Origin of the sequence: Pseudomonas sp. ME-P-057 (assembly GCF_030208975.1) — a bacterium.
In the GTDB taxonomy this organism is placed as follows: Bacteria; Pseudomonadota; Gammaproteobacteria; order Pseudomonadales; family Pseudomonadaceae; genus Aquipseudomonas; species Aquipseudomonas lutea.
Genome location: NZ_JARVSX010000005.1, coordinates 78,389 through 102,999 on the forward strand (window position 1 = coordinate 78,389; position 24,611 = coordinate 102,999).

Sequence of the window (24,611 nt, forward strand, 5' to 3'; positions counted from 1 at the left end):
AGCAAGTCGGCTCCCATCGAACATCGCCCACGCCGCAGATACATTGGTCGATGAGTGACTATGGGAGTGACCGGGGTGGCGCTCCACCTTGCTCGCGAAGCCTTCATTCCTGCCCGAGAAAATTCGTCGGATGTACCGGCTTCTTCGCGAGCAAGCTCACTCCCACAGGGATCGTGTTTGCTGCGCGACAGCGCGGCGCCTGGACGACTGGGGATCTCCTACAGATTTGGTAGCCGAGTACGATTAGGGTCGCAGGCCCGCCGGCATATCACATCCCGTTACGTCGCTCAGCCCTCGCGGTGCGCTGAACCTGCTGGCGCACTTCCTCCAGCACTTCCTGCACGTACAGCAAATGACGGCTCGAGACCTCCCGAGCATCGTCCGCACGCCCTTCGATGATTGCCAGATACAGCTCACGATGCTGATCGATGAGCATGTCGCGGGTTTCCGTGCGCTGTTTGTACATGCCACCGATGTTGGTGACCACGCTGCGCTTCAGTAGATCGAACAGGCCGCGGATGGTGTGCAGCAGCACGGCGTTGTGGCTGGCTTCGGCGATGGCGAGGTGGAAATTGGCATCGGCCGCGCCCTCCTCCGCCCTGCTCACCTCTTCTGCCCGGCTGTAGCAATCCTGCAAGGCATCGAACGCTTCGCGCAGCCGCAGCCGATCCACATCCGTCGCTCTGATGGCTGCGTAATAGGCGCAAGAAGCTTCCAGCGTGTGGCGAAATTCCAACAAGTCTCGCTGGGCGTCCGGACTGCTTTCCAACAAATGCAGCAAGGGATCGCTGAACGTCGACCCCAGGCTGTCCACCACGTAGTTGCCACCGCCCTGACGGCTGACCAACAGGCCCTTGGCCGTGAGCTTTTGAATGGCTTCGCGCAGCGACGGGCGCGAGACCCCGAACTGCTCTGCCAGCGTTCGCTCAGCCGGCAGTCGACCGCCGGCGCGCAACGTGCCTTCCAGAATCATCCTTTCCAACTGCTCGACGATATCGTCAGACAAGCGGCGCTGGCGCACCTGATCAAACCCCATAACACCTTCACTCCAGATCCCGCTGCCCCCGATATGGCTCGGCAGGGGGCGCGTATTCTCGCTGATCGCGATCCGACATTCACCCAACAGCGGTAGGAAAAATCGCCCCATCAGGCAAAAACCGGGCTGGCTCCGACGAAAGTTCAACCCGCATAAATTGACACACCCTCCGCAAGGCTTCTAACCTAGCGCCAAGACATTGTAAATTGGTATTACCAATTTACAATGCCGGCGATGCGCGGCTTCCGCTGCTATCCGCCGCAGGCAATTCCCGAGAGCGGAATGCTTGAGCTGGTGAGCTGTGCGACTCGTTCGTCAGCACCGACAGGGAGACAGACACGAGGCTGTCACCTGCAGGAGCCGCGCACGTAAGACATGGACACCGGGCCTAACCAAAAATAATTAGGGGCCTCATACATGCAAACCTGGCAACAGCTCTACACACCTCTCGGCAGCCTCGGCCTTTCGGCGCTCGTGGCTGTCATCCCGATCGTGTTCTTCTTCCTGGCGCTGGCCGTCTTCCGTCTCAAAGGTCACCTCGCTGGCGCCATAACGCTGTTGCTGGCTGTATTGATCGCCATCTTCGCGTTCCAGATGCCTGCCGACATGGCCATCGCGTCCGCTGGGTACGGGTTCCTGTACGGCTTGTGGCCTATCGCGTGGATCATCATCGCTGCGGTGTTTCTCTACAAACTCACCGTCAAGAGCGGTCAGTTCGAGATCATCCGCAGCTCGGTCATGTCGATCACCGATGACCAGCGCCTGCAGGTCTTGCTGATTGGCTTCTGTTTCGGCGCCTTTCTTGAGGGCGCCGCGGGCTTTGGTGCACCGGTCGCGATCACCGCAGCGCTGCTGGTCGGGCTGGGTTTGAACCCGCTGTACGCGGCCGGCCTCTGCCTCATCGCCAACACTGCGCCGGTGGCGTTTGGTGCCCTGGGTATCCCGATCATCGTGGCCGGGCAGGTTTCGGGCCTTGACCCGTTCAAGATCGGCGCCATGGCTGGCCGTCAATTGCCGCTGCTGTCAGTCTTCGTGCCGTTCTGGTTGATGTTCATGATGGACGGCGTCAAGGGCGTCAAAGAGACTTGGCCGGCAGCACTCGTCGCGGGTGGCAGCTTCGCCGTCGTGCAGTTCCTGACCTCCAACTTCATCGGTCCGGAGCTGCCTGACATTACCTCGGCGCTGGTCAGCCTTGTGGCCCTGACGTTCTTCTTGAAAGTATGGCAACCCGCGCGCGCAGCCGATGCGCAAGTCGCTGGCACCTCAGGTGGTGCAGCTGTCATGGGTGGCAGCACTGGCGGCTTCGGTCAGCCGCGCATTACCAAAAAATCCCCGTACTCGGCAGGCACCATCATCAAAGCGTGGTCGCCCTTCCTGATCCTGACGGTCATCGTCACGATCTGGACGCTGAAGCCCTTCAAGGCGCTGTTTGCTGCAGGCGGGCCGTTGCAATCGCTGACCATGAACTTCCCGGTGCCGCATCTGGATCAACTGGTCATGAAGGTCGCGCCGATTGTGGCCAACCCGACGGCCATGCCGGCGGTGTACAAGTTCGATCTGCTGGCTGCCTCGGGCAGTGCGATTCTGATCTCGGCCATTTTGGCGATGATTGTCCTGCGCATCGCTCCGAAGACCGGGCTGACCACGTTCAAAGAAACCCTGATCGAATTGCGCTGGGCCATCGTGTCCATCGGCATGGTGCTGGCGTTCGCGTTCGTCATGAACTATTCCGGGATGTCCTCGACGCTGGCGCTGGTACTCGCCGGCACCGGCAGCGCCTTCCCGTTCTTCTCGCCATTCCTCGGCTGGCTGGGCGTGTTCCTGACAGGCTCCGACACCTCGTCTAACGCGCTGTTTGGCTCGCTGCAGGCGACCACCGCGCATCAGTTGGGCGTCAGCGACGTGTTGATGGTCGCGGCCAACTCCAGCGGCGGCGTGACCGGCAAGATGATTTCCCCGCAATCCATCGCAGTGGCCTGTGCGGCGACCGGGTTAGTGGGTAAGGAATCCGACCTGTTCCGCTTCACCCTGAAACACAGCATCTTCTTCGCCGCGATCGTCGGCTGCATCACCTATGCACAGGCGTACTGGTTCACCGGCATGCTGGTTCATTAATCAGACGAGCGCCGGGTGTGCCGCTTGGCGCACCCGGCTGGCCTTGCTCACTCATCTGCGAGATCCCATGATCATTTCTGCCTCCACTGACTATCGCGCCGCTGCTCAGCGCAAGCTCCCGCCCTTCCTGTTTCATTACGCTGACGGTGGCGCTTACGCCGAGCACACGCTGCGCCACAACGTCTCGGACCTGGCCAGCATCGCCCTGCGCCAGCGCATCCTGAAGAACATGTCCGAGCTGAGTCTTGAGACGACGCTGTTCGGTGAAACGATGAGCATGCCCATGGCGCTGGCGCCGGTCGGCCTGTGTGGAATGTACGCCCGCCGTGGCGAGGTGCAGGCCGCGCGCGCGGCAGATGCCAAGGGCATTCCGTTTACCTTGTCGACGGTGTCGCTGTGCCCCATTGAAGAAGTGGCTCCGGCGATCAACCGTCCCATGTGGTTTCAGTTGTACGTTTTGAAAGACCGGGGCTTCATGCGCAATGCGCTGGAGCGCGCCAAGGCCGCAGGCGTCAAGACGCTGGTGTTCACGGTCGACATGCCGGTGCCTGGCGCGCGTTACCGCGACGCGCATTCCGGCATGAGCGGCAAAAGCGGACCAATGCGCCGCATCCTGCAAGCCATGACCCACCCGCAATGGGCGTGGGACGTCGGTGTCAACGGTCGTCCGCATGATCTGGGCAACGTGTCGGCGTACCGCGGCAACCCCACCGGGCTCACTGATTACATCGCCTGGCTGGGCAACAACTTCGACCCGTCGATCTCGTGGCAGGACCTGGAATGGATTCGCGATTCCTGGGATGGCCCGATGATCATCAAGGGCATTCTTGACCCGGACGATGCACGCGACGCAGTGAAATTCGGTGCCGACGGCATCGTCGTGTCCAACCACGGGGGACGCCAGCTCGACGGCGTGCTGTCCAGCGCCCGCGCTTTACCTGCCATTGCCGATGCGGTGAAGGGCGATCTGAAGATTCTGGCCGACTCCGGCATCCGCAGCGGCCTGGACGTGGTGCGCATGATCGCTCTTGGTGCCGATACGGTACTGATCGGCCGCGCGTTCATCTATGCCTTGGCGACCCATGGAGAGGCTGGGGTTAAAAACCTGCTGGATCTGTTCGAGAAGGAAATGCGCGTGGCCATGGTGCTGACCGGCGCCAAGTCCATTAGTGAGATCACGCGCGATTCGCTGGTCCGCGAGCTGGGCGCCTGACCGCAGAAAACCTCACGCATGCGACCCACAAGAGATCGCAGCGCCACCGTGATGACCGCACGAGGAACACCGCATGACCCTGCCCGCCGCTTTTGTGTCCGGCGTGACGCAACTCATCCCCGCAGGCCGGCGCTTCGATGATCCGCTCTCGACGCTGGCTTTTGGCACTGACGCGAGTTTTTACCGGCTGATTCCCAAGTTGGTCATCCGCGTGGAGTCGGAGGACGAAGTGGTGGCGCTGCTCAAGCTGGCGCAGGCCGAGAGAGTGCCTGTCACCTTCCGTGCGGCGGGCACCAGCCTGTCGGGCCAAGCCATCAGCGATTCGGTGTTGATCGTGCTCGGCGACAACTGGAACGGGCGTGAGATACGCCAGCAAGGCGCGCAGATCCGCCTCCAGCCGGGCGTCATCGGCGCCCAGGCCAACGTCTGGCTGGCGCCGTTCGGGCGCAAAATCGGCCCCGACCCCGCGTCCATGCATGCAGCGAAAATCGGCGGCATCGTCGCCAACAATTCCAGCGGCATGTGCTGCGGCACGGCCCAGAACAGCTATCACACACTCGCCGGAATTCGTCTGGTGCTGGCCGATGGCACGCGGGTTGATACCGAAGACGCCGCAAGCGTTGCTGCGTTTCGTGCAAGCCACGGTGAGCTGCTTGACTGTCTTGGACAGCTTTCGCGTGAGACCCGTGCGAACGCTGATCTGGCCGCAAAAATTCGCCACAAATACCGTCTGAAAAATACCTGCGGCTTGTCGCTGAACGCGTTGGTGGATTTCGATGAACCGCTCGATATCCTCAGTCATCTCCTAGTGGGCTCCGAGGGCACGCTCGGGTTTATCAGTGCGGTTACGTACAACACGGTGCCCGACCACCCGCACAAGGCCATCGCGCTGATTGTCTTCCCCGACATCGAAACCTGCTGCAACGCCGTGACGGTGCTGAAAACCCAGCCGGTGTCTGCCGTGGAGCTGCTGGATAGACGCAGCATGCGCTCGGTGCAAAACAAGCCTGGCATGCCGGCGTTCGTTCGCGAGCTGACGGAGGGCGCCTGTGCGCTGCTAGTTGAAGCCCGCGCTGCAAGCCAGCCTTTGCTGCACGAGCAGCTGGCGCAGATCATGGGGTCCATCGCGCATTTCCCGGTCGAGAAACAGGTTGATTTCACCGAAGACGCGATCGAGAACGCGCGGCTCTGGGCCATTCGTAAGGACACCTTTCCCGCCGTCGGCGCGGTACGTGAGACCGGCACCACGGTGATTATCGAAGACGTCACCTTCCCCGTCGAACATCTGGCCTTGGGCGTTCGCCGCCTGATTGAGCTGTTTGAAAAACACCGCTACGACGAAGCGATCCTGTTTGGTCACGCGCTGGAGGGCAATCTGCACTTCGTCTTCACCCAGGGTTTCAACGACCCGCAGGAAATCGCGCGCTACTCAGCGTTCATGGACGACGTCACGCAACTGGTTGCCGTCGAATTCAATGGCTCGCTAAAGGCGGAGCATGGGACCGGCCGCAACATGGCGCCCTTCGTGGAGCTTGAGTGGGGCAGCGAAGCCTACGGGCTGATGTGGCAGCTCAAGCGGCTGCTTGACCCTGCCGGCATCCTGAACCCGGACGTCGTGCTCAGCGATGACCCGCAGGTGCACCTCAAACACCTGAAGCCCATGCCCGCCGCCGATGCGATCATCGACAAATGCATCGAGTGCGGTTTCTGCGAGCCGGTGTGTCCGTCAAAAGGCCTGACGTTGAGTCCAAGACAGCGGATTGTCATGTGGCGCGACATCCAGGCGAAAAAGCGTGCGGGCACTGACACCGCTTCGCTGGAGCGCGATTATCAATACCAGGGCATCGACACGTGCGCCGCCACTGGCCTGTGTGCTCAGCGCTGCCCGGTCGGCATCAACACGGGCGAACTGGTAAAAAAGCTTCGCGGCGCGCAAGCGACTCACACAAAGGCGGCCAGTTGGGTTGCGCAGCATTTCTCGACCGCACTGCAAGGCGCACGGTTTAGCCTGCACGCCGCCAATGGCGCACGCATGCTGCTCGGCGCTCCGAGATTTGCGCGCATTTCCAGCGCGTTGAGCAAAGCAACTTCGGGCCGAGTCCCGCAGTGGACCTCGGCCATGCCGCAGCCGGAAAACGCCATTCGCGTCACCTTGCCAGTTGAGGATCAACGCCCTCGCGTGGTCTATCTGCCGGCGTGCGTGTCTCGTGTCATGGGCCCCGCGGCCAGCGACCGCGAGCAGATGTCGCTCATGGACAAGACGCGTGGCCTCCTGGAGAAAGCGGGTTATCAGGTCGTCTTTCCGCTGGATCAGGAAGACCTGTGCTGCGGCCAGCCTTTCGCGTCCAAAGGCTACCCCCAGCAAGCTGAAGAAAAACGCCAGCAGTTGCTGGCCGCGCTGATCAAGGCCAGTCGCGGCGGGCTTGATCCGATCTACTGCGACACCAGCCCGTGCACCTTGCGCCTGGTTCAAGACCTCAAAGAAACCCGGCTCGACCTCTACGACCCGGTGCGCTTCATCCGCACTCATCTGCTGGACAAGCTGGTGTTCACCCCGCAGCAAGCGGCTGTCGCGGTCCACGTCACGTGCAGCACGCAGCACTTGGGTGAGAGCCAGGCGCTCATCGACCTCGCCCGGATGTGCAGCGTCAACGTCGTCGTGCCTGAAGGCATTCATTGCTGCGGCTTTGCCGGAGACAAAGGCTTCACCACGCCAGAACTCAACGCCCATGCATTGCGCTCGCTTAAAGACGCCGTTCAGTACTGTGAGGAAGGTATTTCGACGAGTCGGACCTGCGAAATCGGCCTCACCCAACACGGAGGGATTGACTACCACGGGCTGGTCTATCTCGTGGATCGGGTCACTCAACCAAGATCCGCTTGATGCACACAAATGGGGCGGATATGACGCCAAAACGCTGCAACATCCTGCAACGTGGCTTTTTCACAGTATCGTGAAGAAAAAATAGAACCCCTGCGACGGCCGGTAGTCCATCTGTTTAAGCGCCACAATCCATTCGGCGCTTTTCCCTCTATCTCGGGCACCGGCCATTGACCGGCGATACCGAGTCAACAGGCTCAAGGAGATACACATGAAGCGCACCGCACTGACTGGACTGTTTCTTACCGCTGCACTGTTGGGCTCCCCGGTCTTCGCTGCCGATGACCTGTGCGGCGCGAACATCGCGGCGTTGAAAAATGCACAAGCGTCGACTGCCACCAACCTGGGCGGCGACAGCAAGGCCGAGCTGGACAAGACCATCGAGAACGCCACCATGGCGCAGAAAGCCGGCGATGAGAAGAAGTGCATCTCGATCACCACCAAGGCCATCACCGAGCTGAAAACTGGCGGTGACGGCAGCGACGGCGGCGCAGCGAAGTAATTACCGAATCGCGAGCAGCAACAGCTGGTCGCGAGCGGAATGTCAGGCGCGGAGGTCGACGCATCTCATGGATTCGGGTAGACTCCGCCGCCTGACTGCTAGAGCAGCAGAATTGGGGCCGATTAGGATTCGACGCCGGTGATGAAACTCTAGGGGCATGCCGACTTGGTAACAGAAGTCGTAAATCCACTGTTGCAACTTTCTATAGTTGCCAATGACGAAACCTACGGGGAACAAGCTCTCGCCGCGTAAGCGGTGCTAGCCTTCCTTCTGGTAGCTTCGGCTCCAGCAATCACCAGGGGATGCCTGTAAACCCAAAGTGATTGTCATATAGAACAGGATCGCCGTGCAGTACGCTGTGGACGAATCGGCTAAAACTTACACAGCTCGCCCAAAGCACCCTGCCCGTCGGGTCGCTGAGGGTTAACTTAATAGACACGGCTAAGCATGTAGGCCCGAAAGCGGAGTACTGGCGGACGGGGGTTCAAATCCCCCCGGCTCCACCAAATCCAAAAAAGAAGACGTCTCCGGACGTCTTTTTTTGTGCCTGGAATCCAGTAAATACGCGGTTTAAGGGGTGTGGGAGGCTTACCAAGCTTGGTGGGTTCGAGCCGATTTGGTATTCCCAATGGTCTTCCGAGCCATCCGGTGCCTATTTTTTGGAATACCAAAACGGTGTCAGAGCTAGCTCTCATGCCTGCTCCAGCCCTACGCCTTTCCGACTGCCAGCTCAAGGCGGTCAAAGCGAAAGACAATGATTACGTCCTCAGCGATGGTGACTGCCTTCAGCTCCGAGTCAGGAGCAATGGCTCGGGAGCATATTTGAGTACATTGCTTCAACTACCGCAGCCGGTAATCAAAAATCGTATCAACACGAAGCTAGGCGCCTTCCCTGAAGTGAGCCTGGCTCACGCGCAAAAGAACCGTGGAAGCTAGGGAGAGTGTCGCTCAGGGATACGATCCGGAGGAGAAGCGCGGCGCGGATCGAAAAAAGTTAAAGACAACCTCGGATCATACTTTAACAAATGTGGCTATTGCATGGTATGAACTCAAGAAAGACCCGGTTACTACTGCCTATGCGGAGACATCTGGCGCTCATTGACGCTGCATTTGTATCGGGGTCGCCTTATCATTCGGACGCGAGCTGGCCTCGGTCAATCGATCCGCCGCCTCAAAACCAAAGATGCTAGCGAACTCCCCGACCGCTCAATATTGGGCACAACCACTCCGCGCTCGACACGAGAAACGGCCTCGTTGATAGTTAAATAAGTCACACGAGAGGACCGACGGCGGACGGCGGACGGCGGACGGCGGACGGCGGACGGCGGACAAGAGGCTGAAGCATCGCTCGTCTGTCTACGTTCATTTTTTACCCTACCGAAACCCAAAATTCTGCCTGCGAGACCGCCCCAGCCTCACGTCCAGAACACATCTCGAAAGGCCGAGCACCTATGGCAGTCGCTGCCCAGAGCCTCCGTTTAATTCGTGGGCTCTACAACAGTCGACGGAAGTGACTTGTAGAAATCGCCAAAATGCCAATACTGTACATAATTACAGCTATGTAAATCATGCCTTCCAAACACCCGGACGTCATTGCTCACTCTTCAGTACCCCTCATGGGCTAGCGTGCTCCTAGGCCAGCACAGGGTTGCCCTGAAGAGAGAGGATTCGCGTTCCAAACCGGCTAAGGAGCTAAACCATGCGGGTACCATCAGGCGAAGCTACAGGCCTAGCCGATGCAACATTATTGAATGAATTCAACTATATAAGTGAAACCTGCAGTCACAAGTCAAACTCACCGGCAGGCAGCGCCGGTCATTGCGTTTGCTTGCGGGACATTCCATTATCCATCACTATTGCCCCCGCGACTCCTATCGAGCTACCTCGAGCCAGCTTATCGAGCAAGGCTCAAACATCTGTGACAAAAAAAGACTGCCACCTTGCTGCCTTTATGGATGATCGCCAAGTGTTTCGCGAGACGCTCCCTACCCTGAAAACGACCATATCCGGGCAGGAGCCCATGAAAAATATCAAAACCTCCGCTCCGTTACCCGCCGGCGGGCAACCTTTGATGTTTGCAGATCTTTTTGCGGGCTGTGGAGGTCTGTCTCTTGGCCTATCGCTCGCAGGCCTAAATGGCGTTTTTGCCGTCGAGCGCGACAAGATGGCCTTCTCTACTCTGTCAGCAAATCTGCTTGAAGGGCGGGACGTGCCCGTGCGCCAGTTCGAATGGCCCTCTTGGCTGGAAAGAAAAGCCTGGGGTATCGATGACATCCTTGAGCAGCATCCGCTTGATCTGTTGAAGCTCAAAGGCCAAGTGCATGTGCTGGCGGGAGGTCCTCCCTGCCAAGGATTTAGCTTCTCAGGGAAGCGACTAGAGTCCGACCCGCGAAATCAACTGTTTGAGAAGTATGTGGAAATGGTCAAGGCCATTCAGCCAGAGGCAATTGTTTTGGAAAACGTTCCAGGCATGAAGATCGCGCACAATGTTAAATCTTGGAAAGACCTTGGCATACAAGTGAAGCCCCAGTCCTATTATGACAAGCTTGTCGAAAGCCTGGACAGCGCTGGCTACCAAGTCCTTGGCCGGATATTGGACTCCTCACTCTTTGGAGTTCCCCAGAAGCGCCCGCGCTTGATCGTAATTGGGATTCGCAAGGATCTTGCTCGTCATCTTCACGGGGGCGCCACCAGAGCGTTCGAACTATTAGAGGAGGCAAGGCTGAATCAACTGCAAGAGCTTGGCCTTCCAAACATCGTCAGCGCTTCAGAGGCCATTTCTGATCTGGAAGTAAAGCACGCAGGGACCAGACCATGCACTGATCCATCTTCCCGGACCGGCTTTCAAGAGCTCGCATATCAGGGACCTAGGACACCTTACCAATCCCTCATGCAAAAGGGCATGAATGGCTCCATGGACAGCGTGCGCTTAGCGAAACACAAGCCCGAGATCAGTGAGCGATTCATGAAGATCATTCAAGATCCTGAATGCACTAAGGGCGGTTTAATGAGCTTGGCTCAAAGGGAAAAGTATGGTCTCAAGAAGCACCGTATTTGCCTAATGCGAGCGCAAAATCCCGCACCAACAATCACAACGTTGCCGGACGATGTGCTCCACTACAGCGAACCTAGAATACTAACCGTCCGAGAGTCTGCACGGCTGCAATCATTTCCCGACTGGTTCAAGTTCCGAGGTAAATTCACTACGGGGGGCAGCCGACGAACTAAAGAATGCCCGCGCTACACGCAAGTGGGAAACGCCGTTCCTCCTTACCTAGCACGAGCCATTGGTCTAGCCATCAGATCAGTGCTAGAAGAAGCCAAGGCTGCAGCTAGTCAACAAACAGTCAATGACGCAGAACAAGAAATCTTAGCCATAGCTTGAAAACATAGGAGTCGAGGGGAATGGATAGCACCCAAATGGAAGGGGCGCGCTACCCCGCTGCCCTTGTCGACTGGGCCGGCCATCACTCTGGTGGAGTGAAGCGGCTTTTAGACAACGAAAGCGGCCAGCCTAACAAATTATTATTAAGGACAAGCCTTCTCGCTCGACTCCAAGCCTGGGCCGAAAAGCTTCCCGCCGACAGCACGAGCATCCCGAGGATTATCCTTCTGGTTGGCGGACCAGGTAATGGAAAAACTGAAGCGATCGAATCCACTATCCACTGGCTAGACGCGAGCCTAGGCTGTGAGGGACGGCTCATCGAAGAGCTGTCAAAGGCGTTCCATCCGAGCGCTGGCTTCAAGGTCCCACGAATAGTAAGTGTCGATGCTGGAAGCCTTTCAAGAGTCGATAGTAGTCTAAGCTTAGATATAGTTCAGGACGCCACTTCGACAGCTGGTCACGAGGGAAGCACCGCGCCAGCACTCCTTATCGAGGAGCTCGACAGGCTTCTGGATGGGCCACAATCCCAAGCGTACCTATGCTGCGTTAACCGTGGCGTCCTCGATGATGCATTGATTCACGCTATCGACAATAATCTGGAAAAGCCGCGCACAATCCTAGAGGCTGTTACGAGGGCTGTGAGCCTAGCTTACGATGCCCCTTCATGCTGGCCGCTCGAAGGCTTCCCATCGATTGCAGTCTGGCCAATGGATGCGGAGTCTCTACTAGTCAAGCCTGACGAAGTGACTTCCGCGCCTGCGGAAATCCTCATCGGCCAGGCCACTGCATCCGAAATGTGGCCCGCAAAGGGAGCATGTCCGGCGGGCGAAAAATGTCCCTTCTGTACCAGCCAGGCCATCTTAGCCAGAGACGAGCACCGAACAGCGTTATTAAAAATACTACGCTGGTATGAGCTAGCCAGCGGCAAACGCTGGAGCTTCCGAGACCTGTTCTCCCTTACTTCGTACTTGCTGGCAGGGCACCATCCTGTAGTCCATGACTCAGCAAGACACACGCACCAATCAACGCCTTGCCAATGGGCGGAGAACCTTGTCGAACTTGACCACAAAGCAGCAGGGACAAAAAGAAACAGTAAGCAAACACTCACTGCGATTTTCCATTTAGCAACGTCAAGCTACCAACATGCACTTTTCCATCGTTGGGACAAGGATGCGGCGACCTCGCTCCGCCGTGATCTCAAGGACCTAGGTCTCGAGAAAGAGCTAGATGCCGAAGCAGGGCGAACCCTAATGGGGCTGGTGCACTTTCTGGCAGAGAGAAAGACACATTATCTTCCAGCTACAATTGCGCCATTGCTGGAAGGCCTCGTCGATACCTTAGACCCAGCATTCGCAAGTCCCGACAGTCAGGTCGCGGTAAGTAGCCAAAGCATGGTTAGCCTCGGTGACCTCGACATTCGTTTCAGTCGCTCCCTAGCCGGCGGGATAGAGTTCATCCGCAAATATAAAGTGTTATCGCGAAGCGAGCTGGAGCTACTCAAGCGACTTTCTAATGCAGACGACATGCTTTCAATGCCTGTTATCCGACGAAGAAGACCCGTCGCGGCCAGTCGTGTTCAACATTTACTCCGCGACTTTGCTTGCCGCCTAGTCCGTAGAAGCATTTGTACCCGAACGGCAGTAGTTGCAGACTTCAAGATCCTGCAGGCTTTCCAGCTGGTCGTCGAACAAAATGACAAGCACCAGCTTTATGAGGTTGTACAGCAAGTGAAAGGCCTGCTGAATACAGGTCAGGAATTCGAGGTCTCACTAACCACTACATTCGGACAACCACTTCCACCCAAGCAACGTCAGGCGACATTGGTTGTGCCTCTACGCCAGGTCAGGATGCTGCCCCAGAACACTTCAGGACGGCCTCGCCCACCAATCTGCTACCTCGGGGTGGGCCATGTGCAATCGGCGCAAGCAATCCCTCTTACCTATGACTTGTTCAAGGCAGTGAAGGAGCTAGAGAGGGGACTATCCCCTGCCTCTCTCCCTCGTACGGTCTTGGCCCTATTAGATACAACAAAAGCTCGTCTTTCCGGATCCATCGTCCGGGATGAGGAACTTCTCGAGCATGCCAAAATCCGCATCGGATCAGATGGCACTGTAGTAGCTCGCTCATGGGATGGCTTAGTCGCAAGCAAGGAGGATGTCGAATGAGCCTTATGGAATTCAAGCAAGCACCGTGGCGCTTCTCCAACAGCATTTATCAGAAGTCGGCTCTAGCCATGAGCCCTGCGCCAGAGTACGCAAGCTCAGAGGTCCTTCTAGCCTCGCTCTACCGGACGATAGGCTTTGAATCAGTAAGCGAAGGCAGCGTGCCACAGGCGGGACGTGACTTAGATCGACGCATACAGAAACTTCGGGAAAAGAGCCAACTGCCGCCAAGCGGAGCCGTGATAGGCGTGGATGCCTGGCATACAGTGCTTCACGGGATATTGGAGAGTCCGAAGCTTCCTAATCAGTCTTCCAAACGCTTTGTGCAGGTTACTCCACTCGTGCCAGGAGCGGCGATCTTCTCCGGCTCCGCTCGGCTAAGTAGCAACTCCTGGCCTGCCGGCAGCTTGATACGCCGCATGGTCTGCCTGGGCTCAAAGGATCAAGAATCAGCGCAGCGCCTTTGGAAAAGTCTCTTTGACTCTCTAAGTGTCAATGATAACGACGACTTCTTCGCCCGCTGGCTTGAGCAGGAGACAACGTCGTGGAATCAAGGCGCAGGAACATGGTCTCTAGCGCGGATCCCGGAGGAGGAAGCGACAACACTGACGGCGTCCGACTTTCAGAATATTCATTTTCTGCCCGCCAGACGATTTGCCAAGGACCTTCAAGCCATCATGCAGGCGAAAGACTCAATGACTCGCCGGCAATGGACTAGTTTATTAGAGGCTGTGTTGCGTCTAGGAACAGTCTCCCATGTCACATGGCTATGTGACGTCCACGCGAAGATTTGGAGCTGTCTTTCCGCAGCACTTTCCGAAGGCGCGGCGCCAAACGAGCAAGAGGTAAGGAACGCAATCTTCCCTGAGGCCCCGCAATACATGGCTTACGGAGGAAAAGCTCTTCAAGGTATCAAAGACAAAGTTTCCAGCTACCTAAACGCTAGGCTTGGGATAAATACGCTCCTTTGGTCACTCAAGCAAATAGGTACCCCCTACGAAGGCGATTTCTCCTCAAGCAAAGGAATTGCCGCACTTTGCCAGCATATTCAAAACCATAGAAATGCCCTTCTTCGCGCTGGGACTCTCGAAACCGTTATCGATATACGCGAGCAAGAAGCTCGCGCGCTGCTATGCAGGAAGGGCATCGGCTCGAATCTACTGGAGTTCGCAAGGCACGCGCTAGGGCAACGCCAGACTGCAGTTCCGTTACTCAGGGGGTATGACCAGGGATATATTCTCAAGAAAAAAGGAAGCAGCCCATCCAGTCCATGGATCGTATCCCTTGGACCTGTAGCTGTGTTGGCATTAGTCCACTGCGCCCTCGCCGGGATGGGTGGGCCACGCTCAATCCATAGACTAGGGCTACACCTCGAAGCCTATGGCGTGACCGTAGATAAACACGAAATTGCCAGGAATGACTTGGGGCACCAGCTGAGGATGCTAGGCCTTGTGCTCGATAGCCCAGACGCCGAGAGCGGCATGCTGCTATTGCCACCGTTCCATACGAGCCAAGCCCTTCAGGAGTACGATTATGAATAAACTCGCAAACTGGCTGGCGTCAATTGTCCGTGAAAAAGCTTTGGGTGCAACACAGGGGCTAAGCGGCAAGAAATTTGAATACCGGCTAATTTTCCGTGGCCCTCCCCTTGAGATTCTCGAGCAAGTCTACGAAGAGCTCGCTCGTGATGGGGGAATTCAAGTCATGTCTGGAATAGACGGCAGTATGGTGATGTTACCAGTACTGCTCCAGTATCCAACTGACCAGATGATTAGTCATAAGCTTCGTATCGGGGAGTCTGGCAAATGCGATAACGACCACTTGCTGGATGTACGAAATGATCCAAATAATTCCAGCTTCGTAGCCTTAGTTCCTGCGGGCCAGCACAACAACCTTTCGATCGAGTCTTCAAGTGATGTCTTCGGCATGAGTTCCGATCTCGAAAAGTGGTGGGACGATGGCTTTGTGCAGCAATCGGTAAACGAGGCATTACTGGTCGCAGGTATCGTAGATTCGCAGAGAGACGATGCGAAGCAATTAATCCGTGCAGCTGCAAGCTCAATCGACGAAGTGGATCCAGAACACGCCAACCACTCAGCGTCATGGCGCATGCTGTCACGCATATTTTCGATAGAGACCGCTCAACTACATCTCTCACCGGGAAATGCGCTTGCTCTGGCATGCGGTCTACCCCCAATGGCAGACAGTGGGATCTCTTCGAAGGCACAGCTCTCCGTCATAGCTAAAATTGCAGATGAGCTAGCAGATGGGTTCAAGACTGGTATTGAACGCCTAGCACACGTTGCGCCTGACGACATTGCTCAAGCTCTTCGAGCATTGCTTCACCACCTTCAAGCAAACTGCGACGTCCCTACTGCCTTTGAACGTGCTACCCAGGCTTTTTATTTGCCGGGGAAAGCCCTAACGCTAATTTCTCCACCCCTTTGGTGGACGCTGCTAACTATAGAGCAATGGACTGATCTGCTTGCCGAAGAGCCCGATGAAGCCATCGGAGAAATCAGCATTCGATGCACGAATAGTATTATTCCCGCAACCAAGGGCCTGCCAGCGATCGTTCGTGACAAGGTGGAGCTAGCCATCTCTACGAGCGAAAGCGGTCAACCAGAAGAGTTTCTACTGACGGGGGGCTCCTATGGCAAGGCGCCAACTCCATTCCAAGCGTCCTCTAGCGGAGTTAATGAATACACTGATTTTTTCCCTCCCTCACACAAGACACCCATGACTTATAAGGTCACCTCTACGGGGTGCAAGCCTGCAAGTGTCCGGGTCATTTCCTTAATGAACTGGAAGCCAGGGATACTGGTAACCTGCAGACTAGCGACAAAACTGTCACCGCCTAAGAAACCTAGTAAGAAGACTGCGGCGATAGACTGGGAGACATCCCTTTCACTACCTGGTTCGGGGCGATATGAATTGCGCCTCCACTTATCGCCAGGGGCAACCATTGGCAACGTAGAGGGCATGCCGGACGATGCTACTGAGCTAGAAGGACAGCAACAATCCATCGACGCGCGCCTCATTGGAGAGAATGAATATTTAGTAGAAGTGGAGGCTGACGGTAAGTATCAACTAGATATAGCCTTCAAGCTCTTGAACGAGACTTCCCCTCAGTCCTGCAGAGTTTACCTTGCTTGCGATGAGGCAAAAGAGGAAGGCTGCCGCAGCGAATTCGAGCGCTTAATCAAGCTGAACCGCCGACATCTTGAAAAATTCGATACAAAGGCCGTCGTCCATCTGGACCGGAATGCGCGCGCTTCAAGCTTGCAGTCTTGGATACTTGAGGAGCAGAACGTAGCCAAATCGTTCAGCCCACTAGTGATAGCAGATGACTACGTATCTAGTTGGGTTCCACCCAACTGGAATGCCGCTAATGGCCCCATTCTCTCTCAAGGCCGCTTCCTGCATGACCCCCGCCCCAATATCCTGAGTTTCCAGCCACCAAAGGGATTCGTAGAAACTCGCCAAGAGATTGCAAAATACATTCGAGGCGATGACCAGTCGGGACTCATCGAATCCGCGACGCTAGGAGCCTGGCTGTCGGAGGATACGGAGTTTCGCGTACTCGTTGAAACCTATCTAGATGCTTACATGTCTTGGCTCGACACCGACCCGGACGTCGCTTGTTGGATTGATACCGTTGCGGTCTGTTCGCTAGAACTAGACGGACGAACTCTGAGTAGAATTCCAGAAGCCATCATCCTTTCCCCCCTTCATCCGTTGCGGCTTGCATGGCATTGTCTTGCCCAGAAAGTCCTACTGGACGAGGTGGAAGGCGACTCCCCCTTGCCTTGTCCGGCGGCAAGTATCCTTGACCCAGATTGTGTTCCCGACCTATTAACCATCTCGCTACAGTCTCCGAGTGGCATTGAGCGGATAGACTTCCTGTCAGTCGAATGTAGTTCCGACTACTGGTCTGTCCTTTGGAATGGCTCTCGCCTGGGCCAGTTACCAGCCCGTACCCGGCGCCCCCCCTTCGACAATACCTTCGGCCTAACTGTCGGCGGCATCTCAAGTGGATTCAGCCCGGCTCAGGTTTCGCGCGCACTCGACGATGTAACCAGCCTTCTTGCAGCGAAACCCATTATCAGTCTAGTAGTGTCTAGCGCAGGTGGAACTACTGATGCCTGCAATGAAGGTTTGACCAACTGGTGTACAAAGCGGTTCGGTAACGGAAGCGCGAACACACCTACGCAAAGCGTCGGTGCGAAGATTTTGGAAGTCTTCGACACTAGGCTTTCAGGAAGACCTGACCAGGCCACGATCGCCAACCTCTCCGAGGACACCGATAACCACGTTCGCTGGTATGACAAACAACCGTTAGGCGCAACGCCGGATCTGGGAATAATTGCACAACTGGATTCGGCAGAACCTGGTTCCAAGGATGTAGGCATGCTCTCACCGATGGGTGTTGGTGGCCTAATCAGACACAGGGTCAGGCGTCAGCTTCAAGGCTCATTCCTAAGTGAATCCCGTCAAGGCCGGCAGATGCCTCCCTCTGGCGAACAATTCGCCGACAAGGTTTCAGCATGCATGCTTAAGGTTGAAAGGATGAGGGACAGTAAGGTTGGCCTGCAGTTCTCGCCCAGCGTTCACGCAGTGTCCGACATGCTTAAAGGGAATAGCGCTGGCTATGTTGCAGTCTCGTCTTCTGCAATTGACCCAGCTTGTTTTTTGGGTGGCTGGATCGAAGGCACTTATCTGTGGGACTACGACCTTCCCTCGTACTCCCATCGTGCAGGCGATACCAGCGGCTACTACCTCTTGTCGCAGGTCAAGCAAGCCGATCGTGATGCCTTACGCCGTGTTCTGAAGCCTCTTCCGGGATGCGACGACTTGGACGACGCCAAGATCGAGCAGATTCTTCTAGAGGTTGCTAGGCGAGGAATTCCCACGGTTCGCGGGCTCTCCGGGGACGATACAGGCGCTACAGGCGACCTCGGCCTATTCCTAGCGGTCCGACTCCTTCAAGACCAGTTCCGGACTGAAGGAAACCTGAACAGCCTGTTACCAGTGCTCGCGGGTTCGCCAGAGGAAATTACAATCGCAATAATCGTTCCCGTCGACCCGTTCAGAGGTTACCTTGCCGACCTTGCACGCTCGCTTGGCAAGGAGCGCAAAGACACTTCCCTTTCACGCCCCGACTTGCTTGTCGTGGGCGTGCGAATCAGTGGCGACAAAGTCCATTTGCATCTGACGCCCATAGAGGTCAAGTGCCGCCAAGGAAGCGTGTTTGGAGCAACCGATTCCGTCGAAGCCCTATCTCAGGCCAGAACACTCTCAAACCTTTTGCAAGCCATCGAGGAACGGGCCAATAACTCTCTGGCCTGGAGCCTGGCCTACCAACATCTACTACTCTCGATGATTGGCTTTGGCTTACGAGTCTATAGTCAGCATCAGGCCGTAGAAGGACATGCTACTCGCTGGGCCGGGTACCACGAGCTAATCGCCGCAGCGATCCTCGACCCCGACTCGAGACCAAGTCTAGACGTACGGGGACGACTCATCGTCGTTGACGAATCTAGCCTAAGCGGCCCACATAATCGTGATGGCGACAATTTCGACGAGACGATTGTTATTTCAAGCAAGGATGCAGGTCGAATCGTACTCGACAGTGACCCACAGTCATTCTACGACGCCGTGCGCGCCAAGGTGGGTGATTGGGGACTATTACCTCCCCTGCTAGCCCAGAAGACCGGCTTGCCACCTTTCGACAGTTCTGCAGCGGAAAGCGAACAGTCGATAGACCCTTCGATAGCTTCAAACAACGTACCTGTTGTGCAGCTAATCAGTGAAGAAGCATCTCCCAGCAGTTCAAATGGAGAGACCGCAGCTTCCTTGACTCCTTACGAGTTAGGCAGCGGAGTAATCCTTTCTGTAGGTAAAACAGTTGATGGATTCGAGCCAAGACAGGTAAGTTTGAACATATCCGATACTCGACTCAATCAGTTGAATATCGGTGTGGCAGGTGACCTCGGCACAGGCAAGACCCAATTCCTCAAATCGCTTATCCTGCAGATCTCCAGAGCCAGCGATGCAAACCGTGGGATCAAGCCACGCTTCTTGATCTTCGATTATAAGAGCGACTTTAGTAGCCCAGATTTCGTAGAGGCTACTGGGGCCAAGGTGGTGAAGCCCTACCACCTACCTCTGAACCTATTTGATACCACCGGAATGGGCGAATCCTCAGCACCATGGTTGGATCGGTTCCGGTTTTTCGCAGATGTCCTCGACAAGGTGTACTCAGGCATAGGTCCAGTGCAGCGGGACAAACTTAAAGCAGCGGTCCGTAACGCTTACGAATCAGCTAATACTCAAGACCGCCAGCCTACGATCTACGATATCCATGCGGAGTACAGAGAAATACTTGGCGGGAAGTCGGACGCTCCAATGGCAATTATTGACGATCTGGTGGACATGGAGGTGTTTGCAAAGACCAAAGGTGAGACAAAATTTTTCGACGAATTCTTCGATGGCGTCGTGGTGATATCCCTGAGCTCAATGGGACAAGATGACCGAAGCAAAAACATGCTCGTCGCCATCTTACTAAACATGTTTTACGAGAACATGCTCAAGGTGCCCAAGCGAGCGTTTACAGGCACCGACCCGCAGCTCAGAGCGATCGACTCCTACCTATTGGTGGACGAAGCCGACAATATCATGCGCTACGAGTTCGACGTTCTACGCAAGCTGTTGCTACAGGGGCGGGAGTTCGGCACTGGCGTGATACTAGCCTCGCAATTCCTTAGGCACTTCAAGGTCGGCGCTACCGACTACAGGGAACCATTACTGTCCTGGTTCATCCACAAGGTACCAAACATCACGCCCGCCGAACTGGGAGTCCTTGGCTTTACATCGGATCTTGCTGAACTATCAGAGCGTGTGAAGACCCTACCTAACCATCACTGTCTCTATAAGTCTTTCGATATTTCAGGAGAGGTAATTCGTGGTCTACCTTTCTACGAACTGGTAAAGGAGGGAGATGAAAGCCCGGTTTAGGAGCTCTCGAGCTGGAGGTCGGATATGACCGACTTCCTCTCCCCTAAAGAACGGTCAGAAAGGATGGCCCGAATCAAGGGGAGTAACACTCGCCCAGAAATAGCGCTGCGCAAAGTATTGCATGGTCTCGGCCTCCGCTACCGCCTGGGTGGAGCTGGATTACTCGGCAAGCCTGACCTTGTCTTCCCCCGGTACAAGGCTGTGGTTTTCGTCCATGGATGCTTCTGGCACAGGCATTTCGACTGCAGTATTGCCACGACACCTAAAAGCAACACAACATTTTGGGTGGAAAAGTTCGAGAAAAATGTCGCTCGGGACTGCCGCGTAACAAATACTCTCGAAGCGTTGGGCTGGAGAGTATTTGTTGTCTGGGAATGTGAAGTTGCATCCATTAAAAAGGCAAAGGTCACAGGAGAACGCCTTGCTGAACGCATACGCAAGAACCAGTAACGGCTAGAAGGTAATCGTTAATCCATCCTGTGCGTTGCCATACGTGGTGACGTAGTCGAACGCACTGCGCCAGTCATCCCTATCCCATTTTTCATTGATAACACTCGGGACATTAAATCCGACATTTGCAGGACGTTGTTTACTATAGCTGAGAATACGAGCTAGAGTTTCGTCATCTGGATGCCGGAACCGCGAGCCATCGGTAGAAATTAGCCATTGTTGGCAAATCACACTTTCTATCATCGCCTTACACAGATTGCCATTGCTGCCATGGTGAGGGATTTTAAAGGCTGTCAGCTCAAGTGGCTGGGTCGGAGACAACAACTGTACTGATCTCTTCAAGTCCGTAGAGAAAGAATCTCCGGACAGTAATATTCGCTTACCTTGATACTCCAGTAACAGGACAATGCTGCTGGCATTAGCCGGACTATCATCGCGGTTCCGACCTCGCTCGGCGAGGCGACTGAGCTCCGACTGGCTGTCTAGCTCTCGAAGGTCTGCAGTGCCCCCCATCCGTTCCAGTACTGAGGTGCTATGCTGCTCCCTCTTCAGCGCTGCCTGCACTTCTTTCTTCCAAATAGGTTTCAACGCACTGAGCCTTTCTGCTGTTGGTCCTAAAACGGTCAACCGCATACCGCCTTCCAGATCCAGCCAAGGAAGAGGGAGCGTCTTTTCACAACAAACGGGACCACCATTGAAATGTTCGTTCCAGTGTTGTGTCTCAAGCCAGCGGCTCAATCGTTCGCCCTGAACGGCACCCATCGACTCAAGCCCACTGTCTGGCTTGTGGCCATCGAGATGCGCAAAACCATTAAACCAAAAATCCTTAGTCGCAAAACCTGGTAGGGGAGCGGCATCGACTAGACAGGACAACAAGCCACCAATATGGTCTCGGTCTATGTGGGTGACCACTATCAGCTCGAATACTCGTTGAGCTTCCGGCAGGCTGTTGATGCGCTCACGCAACTGCCTGCCAGTTTCCTCGGTGCCCATGTCGATCAGCAATTGATAAGACGCTTCAGAGTTGCCCCAGCGCACCCAGATGGCATCACCCTCACGCGCGGGTAGGAGTTGCAGCGTCAGCATCGTGGTCCTCCGGTAATCGGTCGCATAAATAGGTCGAGCGCCAGTCGACAAAGGGCGCGCATTTACCCAGACGAGACAGGGCTTCGCTACGAGCACTACTGTCGCCCTCAGCCGGCCAGTAGCGCAGCAGATCAAGAAGTAAGGAGAAGGTTTCGGTGAATAAAATTCGCTGCTTACTCGCATCACAAGCAAGTTGCGACGCTATGTGACGCTTCTCAGGAATTCGCGCCAACTGCGAGGCGAGCAAGATTTTACCGTCAGGAAGCCAGTCGAAACGCTGTACCAAATGGATGAGAAGAGCTAGCTTATCATCGAGGCGATCTGTCTTGTGAAGGATCAGTGCGGCCAGTACGGCACCGGTTGGATCGACGAACTTCTCCAGCAAGGTTTTCATCGCGTTACTGGCAAGCCGTGCGGCCGACTCAAACTGACCAGCGAAAACCATGCTCTCCATCGCTGAGGCAATGCTACGGGATTGCGAGATATTGATCTCGGGTAGTTTAGATCGGGTTTCGGCATGGCGTTTTACATGACAAGTCACCGAGTAGCGATGGTCGCCAGCACTAATAGGCAGGCTTGCTCGAACCGCGCGTCCGGCTATACGTAATGTTGCAACTGGAACCTGCTCCATGTCCTCTGCATGACGGATGATCCAATGGCTTTCCACTGCATATACGGTGACATCTGAACTGATGTCGACTAATTCCATTTCTGATTTCAAGGATTCAAGCTGGTGCATTTCGCTTAGCGAATGAAAATCGTGCTCCTTTGTAGACGCCGGCGGCTGAAATGGCAAATCTGGATCCAGCGAGATACGGGTCGACTCTTTTTCGGTGACCGCTACAATTTTGGTGGTTCGCTTCCCATCCTCGAGAACCGCGCTAATTTCGTAGAGCCCGATGGGCAGGTCAAAGCGTCGACGAGTGGTCGCAGGCTGGATCAAAATCAAATCACTGTCGCGAATTTCCACCCGGATCCCTTGGCCGCGATAGTAGAGTTTTGAATCGACATCTATCTGCAACACCCCACTCTTATCTCCATCAGTTGTCATAGGGGCAGCACCTTCTCATTGCTGGGAGGTTGGAGATTCAGGCAATCCTCATCTTTATCTGGAGGAGTGAGAGTCGTTACTTCAATCGTATAAAGACCCGCACGGACCCTAGCGGTGAGTGGCCACGCTGAATGATTCGCGTAAAGCAATGCACCTCGATGCTTGAGGTTGGCCGTGTAGTTGGCGCTGTTGAAACCTGATCGAATAGAAATCGTCAAGTCGACATCAGGCGGCTTCGAACATTCGTGGAAAATTGCGTTGGTGATTTTTCCAGTGCATTCAACCTGCTGTACCTCACCGGCTGCGTTGGCCAAGGACTGCACTGCCGCAGGTAGGTACTCGACCAACGTATTGACCGACACACGCCAAGGAGAGTTGCGCTCTCCTTCGGAGCGCGCCGCATGCCCCTCTTTAAGACCCGACATAAGAGCATCACAAAAGAGAGTCAGTTTATCTTTGCTTGCAAAGGCACCTTGCCCAGAAGATGCCGAGAGAAACAACGGAGAAGTCTTGGCTGAACCGGCACGGCTTACGTTACCACCCATCACACCGGCGAGGACGTCGTAGCGTTCGACGTCGGCAGGCACATCGCGGCATACATCGACGAACCAGAATTGTGTCTGGGCAGTTTCTTCATGGTTCATAGCGTCGTGCATCATTTTCATATCCACAGCACCGGTATACGTTGCATAACGATGCTGCGGGTCAGCGAAATCATTCAACAACAATACCGCACCATTTTTACTAAACTGCACACCGTGCCCTACAACATACACAATGGCGATATTATCTTCCTGGCTTGCGGCAGCATCTCTGAATTCGCTGAACATGGCCTCGACATTTTGCCTGGTGGCCTTCCAGTTACCTTTAAGGAGAGCGTGAATACTTGGCGCGATGGTCTCATCTGGTGAAGGAGATAAAAGCACGCGCAAGCTGCGCAAAGGTAGGCTGCTGCGGCTATAGTCTTCCATCAACCAAGCAGCGAACTCTGATGCAGATCGAGCAGCGGCTGAAAGTTGGCCGATACCAAATTCCTGACCTTGCAAGCTGCAATTTTGGCTCCCGAGCAGAAATTCGTAGGCACTCACTCCAATCACCAACGCATGGGTACCGGGCTGGCTCAAATCTTCTGTTATCAATGACGCCATGGTGGCAGCCCACTCCTTGCCTGATGACGAACGAAAGCGCGTGAGCATAGCAACAAGCCTTTATTGACGCAGAGGATTATCCGTAACATAGCGACCTTGATCCGTCCTTCAGTCGAATTCAAGCACTGGAGTGCCCTGATGCCGTCTCACAGTTACGCAAGCCCTAACTGGGGGGACAAATGGGGGACAACGATTCAACACCAAAAGAAACCTAGCAAAATAAGGACAATAAGGACAATTACGCCGGCCACAAGCCGGGCAGCCTAAAGTCGAATGGATAGAACAGGAGGGATGGATCGACGCCAACGTTGAAGGGACACGATCAAGTCCTCCAGATCAGGAGGAACCATATCCGCTCGGCCTATTACGCCTCTAAGCATTGCAACGCGGCTCAGTATTCCAAAGAGTATTCCAACAAAAATCCAAAACCATAAGAGTTTATATAAATCAACAGGTTACGCAACGAGTTCAGATTACCCCAGCCCACCAAATCCAAAAAGAAGACGTCTCCGGACGTCTTCTTTTGTGTCTGAAATTACGAAAGCTTGGGCAGTGAGGACCGCGA

At 55.4% G+C, this 24,611-nt stretch carries 13 protein-coding genes, 1 other RNA gene and 1 pseudogene; 11 read left to right on the forward strand and 4 right to left on the reverse strand.

Annotated features, from left to right (window positions below; genetic code table 11):
- Window positions 1-268: 268 nt before the first annotated feature.
- Window positions 269-1,036, reverse strand: coding sequence for a GntR family transcriptional regulator (locus QRN48_RS02505; protein ID WP_191942871.1), 768 nt, complete (start codon window positions 1,034-1,036; stop codon window positions 269-271).
- A gap of 417 nt (window positions 1,037-1,453) precedes the next feature.
- Between QRN48_RS02505 and QRN48_RS02510 the strand changes: the two genes are divergently transcribed.
- From QRN48_RS02510 to QRN48_RS02560, 11 genes and pseudogenes are all read left to right on the forward strand, one after another.
- On the forward strand, window positions 1,454-3,151 hold the full coding sequence (locus tag QRN48_RS02510; protein WP_191942870.1) for a lactate permease LctP family transporter: 1,698 nt from the start codon (window positions 1,454-1,456) through the stop codon (window positions 3,149-3,151).
- Window positions 3,152-3,218: 67 nt separating this feature from the next.
- On the forward strand, window positions 3,219-4,364 hold the full coding sequence (gene lldD, locus QRN48_RS02515; RefSeq protein WP_285348684.1) for an FMN-dependent L-lactate dehydrogenase LldD: 1,146 nt from the start codon (window positions 3,219-3,221) through the stop codon (window positions 4,362-4,364).
- Window positions 4,365-4,437: 73 nt separating this feature from the next.
- Window positions 4,438-7,248 (forward strand): FAD-binding and (Fe-S)-binding domain-containing protein, encoded by a 2,811-nt coding sequence (locus tag QRN48_RS02520; RefSeq protein WP_285348686.1) that lies wholly within the window; start codon window positions 4,438-4,440, stop codon window positions 7,246-7,248.
- Window positions 7,249-7,456: 208 nt separating this feature from the next.
- The gene (locus QRN48_RS02525; protein WP_191942867.1) at window positions 7,457-7,747 is read left to right on the forward strand and encodes a PA2433 domain-containing protein; all 291 of its coding nucleotides are present in this window, start codon (window positions 7,457-7,459) and stop codon (window positions 7,745-7,747) included.
- A 114-nt stretch (window positions 7,748-7,861) separates the two neighbouring features.
- Window positions 7,862-8,253, forward strand: a transfer-messenger RNA (tmRNA) gene (gene ssrA / locus QRN48_RS02530).
- A gap of 187 nt (window positions 8,254-8,440) precedes the next feature.
- Window positions 8,441-8,863, forward strand: a pseudogene (locus tag QRN48_RS25245) (integrase arm-type DNA-binding domain-containing protein); the annotation flags it as partial.
- Window positions 8,864-9,446: 583 nt separating this feature from the next.
- The gene (locus QRN48_RS02540; RefSeq protein ID WP_285348688.1) at window positions 9,447-11,132 is read left to right on the forward strand and encodes a DNA cytosine methyltransferase; all 1,686 of its coding nucleotides are present in this window, start codon (window positions 9,447-9,449) and stop codon (window positions 11,130-11,132) included.
- A 20-nt stretch (window positions 11,133-11,152) separates the two neighbouring features.
- Window positions 11,153-13,297 (forward strand): hypothetical protein, encoded by a 2,145-nt coding sequence (locus QRN48_RS02545; protein WP_285348690.1) that lies wholly within the window; start codon window positions 11,153-11,155, stop codon window positions 13,295-13,297.
- The gene (locus tag QRN48_RS02550; protein ID WP_285348691.1) at window positions 13,294-14,835 is read left to right on the forward strand and encodes a hypothetical protein; all 1,542 of its coding nucleotides are present in this window, start codon (window positions 13,294-13,296) and stop codon (window positions 14,833-14,835) included. The genes QRN48_RS02545 and QRN48_RS02550 overlap by 4 nt, the downstream gene beginning before the upstream one ends.
- Window positions 14,828-20,311, forward strand: coding sequence for an ATP-binding protein (locus QRN48_RS02555; RefSeq protein ID WP_285348694.1), 5,484 nt, complete (start codon window positions 14,828-14,830; stop codon window positions 20,309-20,311). The genes QRN48_RS02550 and QRN48_RS02555 overlap by 8 nt, the downstream gene beginning before the upstream one ends.
- Window positions 20,312-20,335: 24 nt before the next feature.
- A complete protein-coding gene (locus QRN48_RS02560) occupies window positions 20,336-20,761 on the forward strand; it encodes a very short patch repair endonuclease (protein WP_285348696.1) in 426 nt (141 codons plus the stop codon).
- A 3-nt stretch (window positions 20,762-20,764) separates the two neighbouring features.
- On the opposite strand, the gene QRN48_RS02565 is transcribed toward QRN48_RS02560, so the two are convergent.
- The 3 genes from QRN48_RS02565 to QRN48_RS02575 are packed head-to-tail and all read right to left on the reverse strand — an operon-like array spanning window position 20,765 to window position 24,094.
- The gene (locus QRN48_RS02565) at window positions 20,765-21,847 is read right to left on the reverse strand and encodes a ComEC/Rec2 family competence protein (protein WP_285348697.1); all 1,083 of its coding nucleotides are present in this window, start codon (window positions 21,845-21,847) and stop codon (window positions 20,765-20,767) included.
- The gene (locus QRN48_RS02570; protein WP_285348698.1) at window positions 21,816-22,898 is read right to left on the reverse strand and encodes a hypothetical protein; all 1,083 of its coding nucleotides are present in this window, start codon (window positions 22,896-22,898) and stop codon (window positions 21,816-21,818) included. Before QRN48_RS02570 ends, QRN48_RS02565 begins: the two co-directional genes overlap by 32 nt.
- Window positions 22,895-24,094: a caspase family protein gene (locus QRN48_RS02575; RefSeq protein ID WP_285348699.1), complete on the reverse strand. Its 1,200-nt coding sequence runs from the start codon at window positions 24,092-24,094 to the stop codon at window positions 22,895-22,897. The genes QRN48_RS02570 and QRN48_RS02575 overlap by 4 nt, the downstream gene beginning before the upstream one ends.
- Window positions 24,095-24,611 lie beyond the last annotated feature (517 nt).